The sequence below is a fragment of the Streptomyces sp. ITFR-21 genome (assembly GCF_031844685.1).
Classification (GTDB): Bacteria; Actinomycetota; Actinomycetes; order Streptomycetales; family Streptomycetaceae; genus Actinacidiphila.
The window spans coordinates 5,689,931-5,702,667 of record NZ_CP134605.1 but is presented as its reverse complement, the minus strand read 5'-3'; the positions used below and the strand labels follow the sequence as shown (position 1 = coordinate 5,702,667).

Sequence of the window (12,737 nt, the reverse complement as noted above, 5' to 3'; positions counted from 1 at the left end):
TGAGGGACGCCGAGGGAGGGTGTTCTGGTATGGACGCGCGTGGCGAGGCGATCGAGGTGCGTTCGGCGCTGCTGCGGATGCGCAGGTCGGGGCTGCTTCAGGTGGCGTTCGGCGGCCTGGTGGCGGGCGCCTCGGGCGCGGCGGGCGCGCCGGCCGGCGGGGGCACCCGGCGGTTCCGGATCACCGAGCTGACGGGCACGGCCACCGAGGAGCTGCGCGGCCTCGGCATCGTCACCGGGACCGGTCTCGGCGGCAAGACGCTGGCGACCGGGCGGCCGTACGCCGTCACCGACTACAGCTCCTCGCGCGCCATCAGCCACGAGTACGACGCCGCGGTCGCCGTCGAGGGCCTGCACTCGGTGCTGGCGGTGCCGGTGGTGGTGCACCGGCGGGTGCGCGGGGTGCTCTACGGGGCGCTGCGGCAGCCGTTCGCGCTCGGCGACCGGGCGCTGAACGTGGCACTGGACGCGGCCCGCGAGCTGGAGCAGTCGCTGGCGGTACGCGACGAGGCGCAGCGGCTGCTGTCCTTCGCGCAGGCCCCGCTGGCCGCGGACCCGCGGGCCTGGGAGGAGGTCCGCGCGGCGCACAGCGAGCTGCGGGCGCTGGCGGTCCGCATCCCCGACGCCAGGCTGCGGCAGGAGCTGCTGACCGCCTGCGCCCGGCTGGCCGCCGCGGGCGGGCCGGCCGCCGGCCGGGAGGCCGCCCCGGCGCCGGCCGGCCCGCCCGCGCAACTGACCCCAAGGGAGTTGGACGTGCTGTCCTCCGTCGCCTCCGGGGCCACCAACTCCGCGGCGGCGGCCCGACTGCGGCTGCGGCCGGAGACGGTGAAGAGCTACCTGCGGTCGGCGATGCGGAAGCTGGGGGCGCACACCCGGCTGGAAGCGGTGGTCGCGGCCCGGCGCGCGGGCCTGCTGCCCTGACCGTCCCCGGGCGTCGTCGTCGCGGCGCCCGCGGCCGTGGTGGGTGCCGCGCCCGGGGCCGCCCGATCACCGGTCCCGGCACAGCAGGCGACGGAGGCGTGGTCGCCGCGCCCGCCCGGGGACGGTCCCGGGCCGCGCCGCGCCCGCCCGGCGGCCCGGCGAAGACGCGGCGGATCCCCGCGAGGGTTGAGCGGGACGGGTGTGAGGAGAGGCACACCCCGACGCCCTGCGAAACGTTTGCGTTTCGATAAGAGCGCTCGTACGGTCGAGCAGGTACGAAACCGTTTCGTTCTTCCTGAGGTTCATCCGTCCCACACGGGAGTCACACTAATGTCGACTCATTCGACCGCCGGCACCTCGGTCGGCGACCCCGTCCCCCCGAAGACCGCGCAGGGCGAACCCACGGCCGACCGGACCGCGGCGGACCCGCCCGCCGAGCGGGCCAACCACCGCTGGTGGGTCCTGGCCGTCATCGCGCTCGCCCAGCTCATGGTGGTCCTCGACGCCACCGTGGTGAACATCGCGCTGCCCTCCGCCCAGCACACGCTCGGCTTCAGCGACGGCAACCGCCAGTGGATCGTCACCGCGTACTCCCTCGCCTTCGGCAGCCTGCTGCTGCTCGGCGGGCGGCTCGCGGACCTGATAGGCCGCAGGACCGTCTTCCTGGTCGGCGTCGTCGGCTTCGCCGGCGCCTCCGCGCTGGCCGGCGCGGCGCAGAACTTCGAGGTGCTGGTCTCCGGCCGCGCCCTCCAGGGCCTGTTCGGCGCGATGCTCGCCCCGGCCGCCCTGTCGCTGCTCAACACGACCTTCACCGACGCCAGGGAACGCGCCAAGGCGTTCGGCATCTACGGCGCCATCGCGGGCGCCGGCGGCGGCGTCGGGCTGCTGCTCGGCGGCGTGCTCACCGAGCACCTCAGCTGGCGCTGGACGCTGTACGTCAACCTGGTCTTCGCGGTGATCGCGTTCATCGGCGGTCTGGTCTTCCTGCGCAAGGGCGCGCCCGCCGAGCGGCCCCGGCTGGACCTGCCCGGCACGGTCCTGGTCACCATCGGCCTGTTCGGCCTGGTCTACGGCTTCTCCAACGCCGAGACCCACCACTGGGGTTCCCCTCTGACCTGGGGCTTCCTGCTCGGCGGCGGGATCCTGCTGGCCGCCTTCAGCTGGTGGCAGACCAGGGCGGAGCACCCGCTGCTGCCGCTGCGGGTGATCCTCGACCGGGACCGCGGCGCGTCCTTCGCGGTGCTGGCGATCTCCGGCGCGGGCATGTTCGGCGTCTTCCTCTTCCTGACCTACTACCTCCAGTCCTCGCTGCACTACACGCCGGTCAAGACCGGGCTGGCCTTCCTGCCGATGATCGGCATCCTGATGGTCGCCGCGCAGCTGGTCACCAACACGCTGCTGCCGCGGCTCGGCCCGCGCCCGATCGTGCCGCTGGGCATGGCGCTGGCGGGCGCCGGCATGGCCTGGCTGACCGCGCTCGACCTGGGCAGCGGCTATGCCGGGGACGTACTGCCGCCGCTGCTGGTCATCGGCTTCGGCCTGGGCATGGTGATGCCGGCCGCGATGAGCGTGGCCACCGCGGGGGTCGACGCCCGGGACGCGGGCGTGGCCTCGGCCGCGGTCAACACCATGCAGCAGGTGGGCGGTTCGATCGGCACCGCGCTGCTGAACACGCTGGCCGCGAGCGCCGCGACGAGCTACCTGGCCAGCCGCAGGCCCACCGCCTCGGCGCTCGCCCAGGCACAGCTGCACAGCTACTCGACGGCGTACTGGTGGTCGGCCGGCCTGTTCGCGGTCGGCGCGGTGCTGGCGCTGCTGCTCTTCCGCTCGGGCCGCCCCGCGCTGCCCGCCGAAGGGGCTCCGGCCGCGGTCCACATGTAGGTTCCCCGGCTCCCCGCGCCGCTTCCGAGCGGGGAACGGCCGGGGAAAGGGGGGCGACAGCCGGGAGATCGTGGGGACGGGACACCCGGCGACCACCGCCCCCCGCGCCGCCGCCCCGCCGGTGCACGACCCCCGTGTGCACCGGCGGGGCGGCCGTCTGCGCTCCCCGCTCGGCTGGCGTCTGCCCCGGATCCGGCGGAACGTGCACGGCGGTCCTGGCGGCGGTTTTGACGGAGGTCCTGACGGAGGAAGGCCGGGAGCGGCGCCCGAGCCGGCGTCCCGACAGGCCGAGGGGGCAGGCGCACGGGCCACCGGAGAGGGCGGCAGGGCGGCCCGCGGCGCAGGCGGCAGGCGGCAGGCGGCAGGCGGCAGGCGGCAGGCGGCAGGCGGCAGGCGGCAGGCGGCAGACCGTGACCGACGACCCGTGACCGACGACCCGATGATCGGCCCGGCGCGCGGGCGGCATTGAGGGTGACGGGCGAGCGGGCGCCACACGGGCCGGGGCGGCCGAGCCGGGGCCGGCGGTCGGCCGAACCCGCTCCGGCGGGAGGCATGCGGGTGCATTTGGCGGGCCCGCGCCGCCCGGTTCCGCGCCAGCGGGGGCCGGGCGCGACAGGCTGCTGGGACCCCGACCCCCATGGAAGGCCCGCCATGAAGCCGCTGCCCGCCGGCCCGCGCCCCCGCCACCGTCCCGCCCGCACCCGTACCGCCCGCACCCGTACCGGGCTGCGCGCGCTGGCCGGCGTCCCTGGCTGCCTGGCCCTCGCCTGCGGGCTGCTGCTGGGCAGCGCGGCCTCCTCCGCCGCCAAGGCGCCGCACGCGCACACCGTGCCGGTGCCGCCGGTGCCGCCGGTGCCGGCGGTGCCGGCGGAGCCCGGCAGCGGCGGGACCGCGGTACTGGCGGGCTCGGTGACCCCGTTCGCCACCGAGGTGGCCGCGGACCGGAACGGCGACTTCGTCCTCACCGTGGTGAACGCCGGCAGCACCACCGCGGGCGACGTCCGGGTGCTGCTGGACGACGAGGGGAACGGCAACGGCGTCGGCTCGGCCGACGGCCGCTGTCTGAGCCGGCAGGACGCCTCCTCCCCCGCGGACCTGTGGTGCGAACTCGGCGACCTGGCGCCGCGGCAGAGCGCCGCGGTGCAGGTGCACGCCTTCATGTCCCGCTGCGTCGGACCGCTGCCGCTGTTCCCGCTCGTCCGGGAGGACGCCGCCGCGTTCCGCTGGCAGGTCGGCCACACCGACGGCGGTCGCGCGACGACCGTGAACGGCCCCACCCCGCGCTGGAGTTGCCCAAACAGCCGACGCCTGGCGGACCTTGACACCGATCCGGCGGCCCGGCGACCCTGAACGCAGGACCCCGCACCGCCCGTGCACGACCGCCGACGCCCTCGGCCGCCGCACCGCGCGGCGGTCAACGGCGAACCGCCACAAACCGGTTGCCCAGCAGCATCACGGCACGGACCCGGTAGTCCACGAGAGGCCGTCATGTCGCCCGCCAGCACCGACGCAGCGCTCTTCGGCACCACCGCCTTCCCGATACCCGAGGACTGGGGCGTGCACCGGATGTCCGGCCTCGGCGGCAGGCTGGCGGTGGTCACCGGCGCCAACACCGGACTGGGGCTGGCGACCGCGCGGGAGCTGGCCAGGGCGGGCGCGGACGTGGTGCTCGCGGTGCGCAGCACCGGGCGGGGCGCCGCGGCTGCGGCCGAGATCCGGCGGGCGGCGCCGCGCGCCCGGGTGGACGTGCACCGGCTGGACCTCGCGGACCTGTCGTCCGTACGGGACTTCGCCGACCGCTTTCTGGACGAGTACCCGGCGCTGGACCTGCTGGTCAACAACGCGGGGGTGATGGCACCGGCCCGCCGGACCACCGCCGACGGCTTCGAGCTGCAGTTCGGCACGAACCACCTCGGGCACTTCGCGCTGACCGGGCGGCTGCTGCCGGCGCTGTCGGTCGCGAGCGCGGCCCGGGTGGTGACGGTGAGCAGCGGCCTGCACGCGCTGGGGCGGCTGGACTTCCGCGACCTGCAGTCGAAGCGGCACTACGGACTGCTGCGGGCGTACGCCAACTCCAAGCTGGCGAACCTGTTGTTCACCGCCGAGCTGGACCGCAGGGCGCGGGCGGCCGGCCTGGCGCTGCGCGGTTACGCGGCCCACCCAGGCTACGCGGCCACCTCGCTGCTGACCACCGGCCGGCCCGCGCTGCTGCGCGCCCTGCTGGCCCTGCCGAACGCCCTCCTCGCGGTCCGCCCGCTCACCGGCGCCCTCCCCATCCTGTGCGCCGCCACGCTGCCGGACCTGCCTGGCGGGGCCTTCCTCGGTCCGCGCGGCCCGGCCTCGCTGCGCGGGGCCCCCGCGCTGCTGCCGCCCGCGCCGCGTGCCCGCCACCGCCCGACGGCCACCCGGCTGTGGGAGGTCTCGCAGACCCTCACCGCGGTCCGCTACGCCTTCCCCTCCCCTGCCGCCATGAGCGACCGCCCGGCCCCGTAGCCGGCCGTACGTCCGCGGCGGGGCCGGGCGGCGCCGGGCACGCGGGAGCGCGGGGGCGCGGGCAGGCGGTAGCGCTTCCCGCGGCGGGTTTCCCGAATGTTTCCTTCCTTGTCATACCACCCGATCGGGAGACGGAAGCACGCTCCGCGGTCCGCCGCCGACCGCGCAGAACCGGGTGCCGGCACCCGCTCCCAGCAGCCCGGACGTCCTCACCGCGGGCACCGCCGGGGGCGGTGCCGCGAGGGCGCCGGGCGGCCCCGACACAGGTCCGGCCGCTGTCCACGGATCGGGCGCACCCGGTGCGGCGCCCCCCGGCCGGGTTACGGTTGGTGTATGCACGTGAGCCAGCATCAGCCGCCCCCCGGCGAGCCGACCGACGGCGAACGTCCCGTCGCCCGCACCACCGACGCGCGCTCCGGCCCGCCGCTTCCCGATCTGGAAGCGCCGACCGAGGACCCCGCCGACCGACCGCCCGCACCTGCCAGGCGGTCTCTTTATGTCCCCGTCAGGCGCGGCCCGGCCGGCGCGGTGGTGCGGCTGTGGCGCACCCCCTTCGGCAGCAGGACCGCCGTGGCCTTCACCAGCGACCAGCGGCTGCGGTCGGTGCTCGGCCCGACGCAGCCGTGGATCCGGCTGTCGGAGTCCGCGCTGCGCCGGATGGCCGAGCCGCTGGGCGCGGTCCATCTGACGGTGGATCCGGTGCTGACCGCCCGTCCGCCGGCCTCCTGGCCGGACGCCGCGGCGCAGGCCGGAGAGCCCGGCGCCCGGGTCGAACCGTCCACCCGCGCCCCGCACACGCAGCAGCCGGCGGGCACCGCCCCGTAGGTCCGGGACCGCCCCGCGGCACCGGCCGGTCCTGCTGCGGGGCCGGCCCGGCGTCCCTCGGGCTCAGTCGGCCGGCTGCACGTCCCCGACGGTCAGCGCCGGTACGCCGTCGCGGCCGGACAGGTCGCCCGGCGGGATGCCCGGGTGATGGCGGGCGCCGGTGAAGGGCGCGGCCGGGCCGGGTGCGCCGCCGCTGAGGGACAGCCGGGAGACGATCCGGTAGCGGTCGCCGCGGTAGACGGAGTGCACGTACTCGACCGGGCGGCCGGCGGCGTCCTTGGTGAGGCGTTCGAAGAGCAGTGCCGGGGAGAGCACCGGGACGCCGATCAGCCGGGCCTCCTCCTCGTTGGTGACGGTCGGTTCGATGGACTGGACGGCTTCGTGGACGCGGACGCCGTACCGGTCGCGCAGCACGTCGTAGAAGTCGCCGGACTCCATGTCGGCGGGGCCGAGCCCGGGGACGAGGGCGGCCGGGACGTGCAGGTGCTCGATGGCCATCGGCTCGCCGTCGACCAGCCGGAGCCGGGCGATGTAGACGATCCCGGCGGCCGGCGAGATGTGCAGCTTGCGGCCGACCCGGGCGCCGGCCTGGACGGTGGTGAACTCCAGGACCCGGCCGGCCCAGCTGCCGGACGCCTGCGGCAGCCGGTGCGCGCTGGCGTCGGGCACCAGCTCCTGGGTGATCTTGGCGCGGGCGACGAACATGCCGCGGCCGTGCTCGCGGACCAGCAGCCCGGTGGTGACCAGTTCGTCGACGGCGGAGCGCAGCGTGGGGCGGGACACGCCGAGCTGCTCGCACAGGGCGCGCTCGGAGGGGATCGGGTCGCCGGGCTCCCGGGACTCCACGAGCTCCATCAGGTGGTCGCGGACCCGTTCGCGTTTCAGTGCCGAGCGCGACGGTGCCCTGTCCATGACGTGTGCCCCCTCCAGCGGCTCCGCTGCCCAGTGCTGTCCAGTCAGGTTAGCCAACTGTTGACCAGCACGCCAGTACGGTCCGGCGGCCATGGCGGGCAGTACCCGCGAAGGGCCCCGGGACTGGACGTATACGACCGTGGGCTGCGGATCGCGCAACCCCTTGACGCCCTCACTGGTCTATGCCACCTTCTCCAACCAGTACCAGACCAGTTAGCGAAGTGGTAAGTTCCACCGGCCCGGCCGTCCTCGTGCGGCACCGCCGTCGGCACCGGCCGGGGCGCCACGGCGGCGCCGCCGGCACCGTTCACGCCGCCGGTACCGGCGGTCCACCCGCTGCCGCAGAACCGGGTCGCCTCCGCGACGACCGCCCGTGCCGTCGAAGGCCGACCACCCAGGACCCGCGCCCCCCGTCCGTCCCCTCCCCCGCCCGCCGCTCCCCGGCCTCCTGGAGACCACCGCCGTGATCATTCCGCGCCCCACCCGACTCGCCCGGACGCCCGGCTGGTTCACCTTCGACGAACACACCGCCGTACGGGCCGAGGGCAGCGCCTCGGCCGCGGCCCGGCTGCTGCGTACGCTGCTGGCGCCGGCCACCGGGCTGCCGCTGCGGCCGGCACCGGCCGGCGAGGTGGTGCTGGCCGTCGACCCGTGCGGCGACGGCCCGGGGCCCGGCGGACTCGGCGCCGAGGGATACGAGCTGACCGTCCGGCCGGACGGGCTGCTGCTGCGGGCCGCCCGGCCGGCGGGGCTGCTGCGCGGGGTGCAGACCATCCGCCAGCTCCTGCCCCCCGAGGCGCTGTCGGCGCGGCCGGCGGCCGGGGTGCCGTGGCGGGTGCCCTGCGTGCGGATCACCGACGTGCCGCGGTTCGGCTGGCGGGGCGTGCTGCTGGACGTCGCCCGGCGCTTCCAGCCGGTGTCGTTCCTGCGCCGGTTCGTGGACCTGCTGGCGCTGCACAAGCTGAACGTGCTGCATCTGCACCTCACCGACGACCAGGGGTGGCGGATGCCGGTGGCGGCGTATCCGCGGCTCACCGAGGTCGGCGGGGTACGGGCCCGGTCGATGCTGGGCCGCGCCGGCAGCGGCCGGTTCGACGACGAGCCGCACGCCGGCGCGTACACCGCCGCGGAACTGCGCTCGCTGGTCGCCTACGCGGCCGAGCGCGGGGTCACCGTCGTCCCGGAGATCGAGATGCCGGGGCACGCGCGGGCCGCGCTGGCGGCGTACCCGGAGCTGGGCAACGTCCCCGGACGGCGGCTGGAGGTGTGGACCGAGTGGGGGGTGAGCGAGAACGTCCTCGGCGTCCACGACGAGGTGCTGGACTTCTGCCGGACCGTGCTCGGCGAGGTGCTGGACGTCTTCCCCTCGCGGTACGTGCACGTCGGCGGGGACGAGTGCCCGGTCACCGAGTGGGAGTCCAGCGCGCGGGCCCGGTCCCGGGCGGCCGGGCTGGGGATCGCGCCGAAGGAGCTGCACGGCTGGTTCCTCGGCCGGATCGGCCGCTTCCTGCTGGACGCCGGGCGCACCCCGCTGTGCTGGGCGGAGGACTCCGGCGCGCTGCCGCCGGAGTTCGCCGTGATGCCGTGGCGGGACACCGAGCACGGCCTGTCCGCCGCGCGCCGGGGCCACCAGGTGGTCATGGCGCCCTACCGCTCCACGTACCTGGACTACCCGCAGTCCGACGCCCCGGGCGAACCGCTCGGCCAGGCCGGGGCGGTGGTCGACCTGCGGACCGTGCACGGCGGGGAGCCCGCGCCCGCGTCCTGGGAGCCGGCCGCGGCGGCCCAAGTGCTCGGCACGCAGGCGCAGCTGTGGAGCGAGTTCGTCCGCACCCCGGCGGACATCGAGTACCTGGCCTTCCCCAGGCTGTGCGCGCTCGCCGACCGGGCGTGGAACCCGGCGAGCGACTGGGCGGCCGACTTCCTTCCGGCGCTGGCACGCCACGAGGCCCGCCTCGTGGCACTGGGCGTCGGCCACCGGGCCGCCGGGCTCCCGGGCCCCGGCCCCCTTCCCCCGTCCCAGCTTTCACTGAAGTCCCCGTGAAACCCCCACTGTCGAAAGGGATCACCGTGTCAGGAAAGTTCCGGGTGTCCGCCAGGGTCCGTACCGCCGTAGCGGTGTGCACGGCCGCCGGTCTCGCCTGCGCCGCGCTCACCGCGCTGCCCGCGTCCGCCGCGCAGGACTCGCTCACCGCCCAGTACCGTACGAGCGCCTCCGGGGCCACCGCCGACCAGACGGAGCCGTGGCTGGAGCTCACCGACACCGGCAGCACCTCGGTGCCGCTCAGCCGGGTGACCGTGCGGTACTACTTCAAGTCCGACGGCCCGTCGATCACCTACCGCTTCGCCTGCTCCTGGGCGGTCAGGGGCTGCGCCAACGTCACCGGCACGTTCGGCACGCTCGCCAACCCCACCGCGACCGCGGACCGCTACCTGGAGATCGGCTTCACCGCGGGCGCCGGCTCGCTGGCGCCGGGGCAGAACACCGGCGACATGCAGCTGCGGTTCTACCGCGCCGACTGGCAGACCCTCACCCAGTCCGACGACTACTCCTTCAACGGCGCCCAGACCGCGTACGCCGACTGGTCGAAGGTGACCGTGCAGGACAACGGCGCGGTGATCTGGGGCACCGCGCCGGCCGGCAACGACCCGACGCCGCCCACCACACCCCCCACCACGCCGCCGACGACCCCGCCGACCGGTCCTGGCGGCGGCACCGTACCCACCGGGCCGACGCTGTTCGACGACTTCAGCTACACCGCGAGCTCCGACCCGGCGATCCAGCAGCACGGCTGGACCGTCAAGTCCGGCCAGGGCGGCCCGGGGGTGGCCGGCGCCACCTGGTCGCCGCAGGACGTCACCTTCGTCACCGACGGCTCGGACAAGGTGATGAACCTGAAGCTGACCACGGACGGCACCGCGGCCGGCACCCGGGAGACCGAGATCCAGACCACCGCGCAGAAGTTCAAGAACGGCACCTACGCGGCCCGGGTGAAGTTCAACGACACCCCGACCGGCGGGCCGGACGGCGACCACGTCGTCCAGACCTTCTTCAACTTCACCCCGCTGAACGCCCCGATGGACCCGAACTACAGCGAGCAGGACTTCGAGTACCTGCCCAACGGCGGCTGGGGCGAGACCCAGGACATCATGTACGAGACCTCCTGGGAGACGTACAACCCGGACCCGTGGAACGCCGTCAACACCCACGGCCAGCAGTACGGGAGCCTGGACGGCTGGCACGACCTCCAGATCACCGTCGACGGCACCGCCATCACCTACTCCGTCGACGGCCAAACCGTGGCGACCCACGGTGAGCCGTACCTGCCGGAGGTCGGCCAGTTCATCGACTTCAACCACTGGCTGATCGACCTGGCGGGCCAGACCGGCGGCACCGCGCGTTCGTACAACGAGCGGGTGGACTACGTGTACTTCCTCAAGGACCAGGTGCTGACCCCGGCGCAGGTCCAGTCCGCGGTGTCCGGGCTGCGCGCGGCCGGCACCGCCTTCAAGGACACCGTCCCGGCGAGCTGACCGCGCCCCGCGCCCGCCGCCCGCACCCGGTGCTCCCGGGTGCGGGCGGCGGTCTTTTCCGGTGCCGGACTTTTCTGTTATCCGCAGGTCATGGGACCGTCTCCTGTTCGAGGGCAGAGAAAGCGAACAAGAATGGGGCTGTGATGCGCGCAGGCGATCGGGTCGGGCCCGACCCCGGCATGGTGGTCGCGGCACGGGCGGGCGACCAGCGGGCACTGGATCTGCTCGTCGCGGAATGCCTGCCGCTGGTCTACAACATCGTGGGCCGTGCGCTGGACGGCCACGACGACGTCGACGACGTGGTGCAGGAGACACTGCTGCGGGTGGTGCGCGGGCTCGGCGAGCTGCGCGACCCGGCCGCGTTCCGGTCCTGGCTGGTGGCGATCGCGGTCCGGCAGGTCCGGGACCGCGAGCAGGCCCGCAAGGCGTCCTGGCACCAGCAGACCGCGCTGGACACCGCCGAGCTGCTACCCGACCCGGCCTCCGACTTCGCCTCGGTGACGATCCTGCGTCTCGGGCTGACCGACCAGCGCCGGGAGATCGCCGAGGCCACCCGCTGGCTCGACCCGGACGACCGTACGCTGCTGGCGCTGTGGTGGCTGGAGGAGACCGGCGACATCGGCCGCTCGGAGCTGGCCGGCGCGCTCGGCCTGAGCCGGCAGCACGCGGCGGTCAAGGTCCAGCGGATGAAGGAGCAGCTGGAGACCTCCAGGACCGTGGTGCGGGCCCTCGGCGCCGCCGAGGAGTGCCCCGACCTGCACCAGCTGGCCGGCGGCTGGGACGGCGTGCCCAGCCCGCTGTGGCGCAAGCGGTTCGCCCGGCACGTCCGCAACTGCCGGACCTGCGGCCGGGTCGGCGGGGTACTGCTGCCGGTGGACCGGCTGCTCAGCGGTCTGCCGCTGCTGCCGGTGCCGATCGGCACCCCGTTCGCCACCCCGCACCCGGGCCTCGTCCCGATGCCCGCGCACTCGCCCGCCTCCCCGGTACCACCCTCCCAGGCCGCTCCCCCAGCGGCCCCGCGCACCGCTCCGCACTCCCACCCCCCGGTGCGGAGCGGTGCGCGACGAGGGGCCCACGGCCTGCGAAGGGCCCGGCCGCGGTTGCTGCACGGCCCGCTCGCGGTGCCCGCGGCCGCCATGGGCGCCGTCGCGGCGGTCGCCGCCGGCGCCCTGCTGGCCGTCCACCTGTCGGCCGGCAGCCCGGCGCCCGCCGCGCACCAGGCGGCCGCCACCCGGCCGGCCGCGACGCTGCGGGCCGCCACCACGCCGCCGCCGGTGACGACGACGCCCGCGAAGTCGCCCGCACCGGCGAGGAAGCCGCCCGCCCGGAAGCCCACCCCGAAGGCCACCACCCACGCCCCGGCGAAACCCCCGGTGGCCCCGCCACCCGCGCCCCCGGTCAGCTCGGTCCGCAAGGGCGTCGGTGTGTGGTCCTTCAACGGGGTGAACACCGCGCTGGCCCGGTCCGGCGCGGGCTGGTACTACACCTGGTCGCCGACCCACAGCGGTATCAGCGGCCCCGGCTTCGTACCGATGATCTGGGGCGCGAACAGCGTCGACGCGAACTCGCTGGCGCAGGCGAAGGCGGCCGGCCCGTACCTGCTGGGCTTCAACGAGCCCGACATGGCGCAGCAGTCGAACATGACGGTGGACCAGGCGCTGTCGCTGTGGCCGAAGCTGATGGACACCGGCAAGGTGCTGGGCAGCCCGGCGGTGGCGTACGGCGGCGACACCGCGGGCGGCTGGCTGGACCGCTTCATGTCCGGCGCGCAGGCCAAGGGCTACCGGGTCGACTTCATCACCCTGCACTGGTACGGCGGCGACTTCACCACGGCGAACGCGGTGGCCCAGCTCAAGTCGTACCTCCAGGCGGTCTACAACCGGTACCACAGGCCGATCTGGCTGACCGAGTTCGCGCTGATCGACTTCTCCGACGGCACCCGCTTCCCGACCGACCAGCAGCAGGCCGCGTTCGTCACGTCGGCCGCGAAGATGCTGGACGGACTGTCGTACCTCCAGCGGTACGCCTGGTTCGGGCTGCCGGCCGACGACGGCGAGCCGAGCAGCGGGCTGTTCCGCAGCGGCCCGGCGGAGACGCCCGCGGGGCGGGCGTTCGAGGCGGCGGGCTAGCAGGGCGGGGGCAGCCGGGGGCATCTCCGCGGAGGCCCCCCGA

At 75.3% G+C, this 12,737-nt stretch carries 10 protein-coding genes; 9 read left to right on the top strand and 1 reads right to left on the bottom strand.

Going from position 1 to position 12,737, the window contains the following annotated elements; genetic code table 11:
* Positions 1 to 29: 29 nt before the first annotated feature.
* The 5 genes from RLT57_RS25485 (at position 30) to RLT57_RS25465 (ending at position 6,119) form a co-directional block, all read left to right on the top strand.
* Positions 30 to 920 (top strand): helix-turn-helix transcriptional regulator, encoded by an 891-nt coding sequence (locus RLT57_RS25485; protein ID WP_311299588.1) that lies wholly within the window; start codon positions 30 to 32, stop codon positions 918 to 920.
* A 330-nt stretch (positions 921 to 1,250) separates the two neighbouring features.
* Entirely contained in the window at positions 1,251 to 2,801 is a 1,551-nt protein-coding gene (locus RLT57_RS25480; protein ID WP_311299587.1) for an MFS transporter, read from the top strand.
* Between the two features lie 651 nt (positions 2,802 to 3,452).
* Positions 3,453 to 4,151, top strand: a complete 699-nt coding sequence (locus RLT57_RS25475) for a hypothetical protein (RefSeq protein ID WP_311299586.1) — start codon at positions 3,453 to 3,455, stop codon at positions 4,149 to 4,151.
* A gap of 138 nt (positions 4,152 to 4,289) precedes the next feature.
* Positions 4,290 to 5,294, top strand: coding sequence for an oxidoreductase (locus RLT57_RS25470; RefSeq protein WP_311299585.1), 1,005 nt, complete (start codon positions 4,290 to 4,292; stop codon positions 5,292 to 5,294).
* A gap of 333 nt (positions 5,295 to 5,627) precedes the next feature.
* Positions 5,628 to 6,119, top strand: coding sequence for an SAV_915 family protein (locus RLT57_RS25465; protein ID WP_311299584.1), 492 nt, complete (start codon positions 5,628 to 5,630; stop codon positions 6,117 to 6,119).
* 63 nt (positions 6,120 to 6,182) lie between these two features.
* On the opposite strand, the gene RLT57_RS25460 is transcribed toward RLT57_RS25465, so the two are convergent.
* Positions 6,183 to 7,031 (bottom strand): GntR family transcriptional regulator, encoded by an 849-nt coding sequence (locus RLT57_RS25460; protein WP_311299583.1) that lies wholly within the window; start codon positions 7,029 to 7,031, stop codon positions 6,183 to 6,185.
* 91 nt (positions 7,032 to 7,122) lie between these two features.
* Here RLT57_RS25460 and RLT57_RS25455 point away from each other — a divergent pair, with 91 nt between their 5' ends.
* The 4 genes from RLT57_RS25455 (at position 7,123) to RLT57_RS25440 (ending at position 12,694) form a co-directional block, all read left to right on the top strand.
* Entirely contained in the window at positions 7,123 to 7,248 is a 126-nt protein-coding gene (locus RLT57_RS25455) for a hypothetical protein (RefSeq protein WP_311299582.1), read from the top strand.
* 246 nt (positions 7,249 to 7,494) lie between these two features.
* On the top strand, positions 7,495 to 9,075 hold the full coding sequence (locus tag RLT57_RS25450) for a beta-N-acetylhexosaminidase (protein ID WP_311299581.1): 1,581 nt from the start codon (positions 7,495 to 7,497) through the stop codon (positions 9,073 to 9,075).
* A gap of 44 nt (positions 9,076 to 9,119) precedes the next feature.
* Positions 9,120 to 10,565, top strand: coding sequence for a cellulose binding domain-containing protein (locus RLT57_RS25445; RefSeq protein ID WP_311299580.1), 1,446 nt, complete (start codon positions 9,120 to 9,122; stop codon positions 10,563 to 10,565).
* A gap of 143 nt (positions 10,566 to 10,708) precedes the next feature.
* On the top strand, positions 10,709 to 12,694 hold the full coding sequence (locus tag RLT57_RS25440; protein ID WP_311299579.1) for a sigma-70 family RNA polymerase sigma factor: 1,986 nt from the start codon (positions 10,709 to 10,711) through the stop codon (positions 12,692 to 12,694).
* Positions 12,695 to 12,737: the final 43 nt, after the last annotated feature.

Bases quoted from the DNA above. Each gene is read 5' to 3' on its own strand.
- RLT57_RS25480 (WP_311299587.1), top strand. From the start codon at position 1,251: ATGTCGACTCATTCGACCGCCGGCACCTCGGTCGGCGACCCCGTCCCC.
- RLT57_RS25465 (WP_311299584.1), top strand. From the start codon at position 5,628: ATGCACGTGAGCCAGCATCAGCCGCCCCCCGGCGAGCCGACCGACGGC.
- RLT57_RS25485 (WP_311299588.1), top strand. From the start codon at position 30: ATGGACGCGCGTGGCGAGGCGATCGAGGTGCGTTCGGCGCTGCTGCGG.
- RLT57_RS25470 (WP_311299585.1), top strand. From the start codon at position 4,290: ATGTCGCCCGCCAGCACCGACGCAGCGCTCTTCGGCACCACCGCCTTC.
- RLT57_RS25440 (WP_311299579.1), top strand. From the start codon at position 10,709: ATGCGCGCAGGCGATCGGGTCGGGCCCGACCCCGGCATGGTGGTCGCG.
- RLT57_RS25475 (WP_311299586.1), top strand. From the start codon at position 3,453: ATGAAGCCGCTGCCCGCCGGCCCGCGCCCCCGCCACCGTCCCGCCCGC.
- RLT57_RS25455 (WP_311299582.1), top strand. From the start codon at position 7,123: ATGGCGGGCAGTACCCGCGAAGGGCCCCGGGACTGGACGTATACGACC.
- RLT57_RS25460 (WP_311299583.1), bottom strand. From the start codon at position 7,031: ATGGACAGGGCACCGTCGCGCTCGGCACTGAAACGCGAACGGGTCCGC.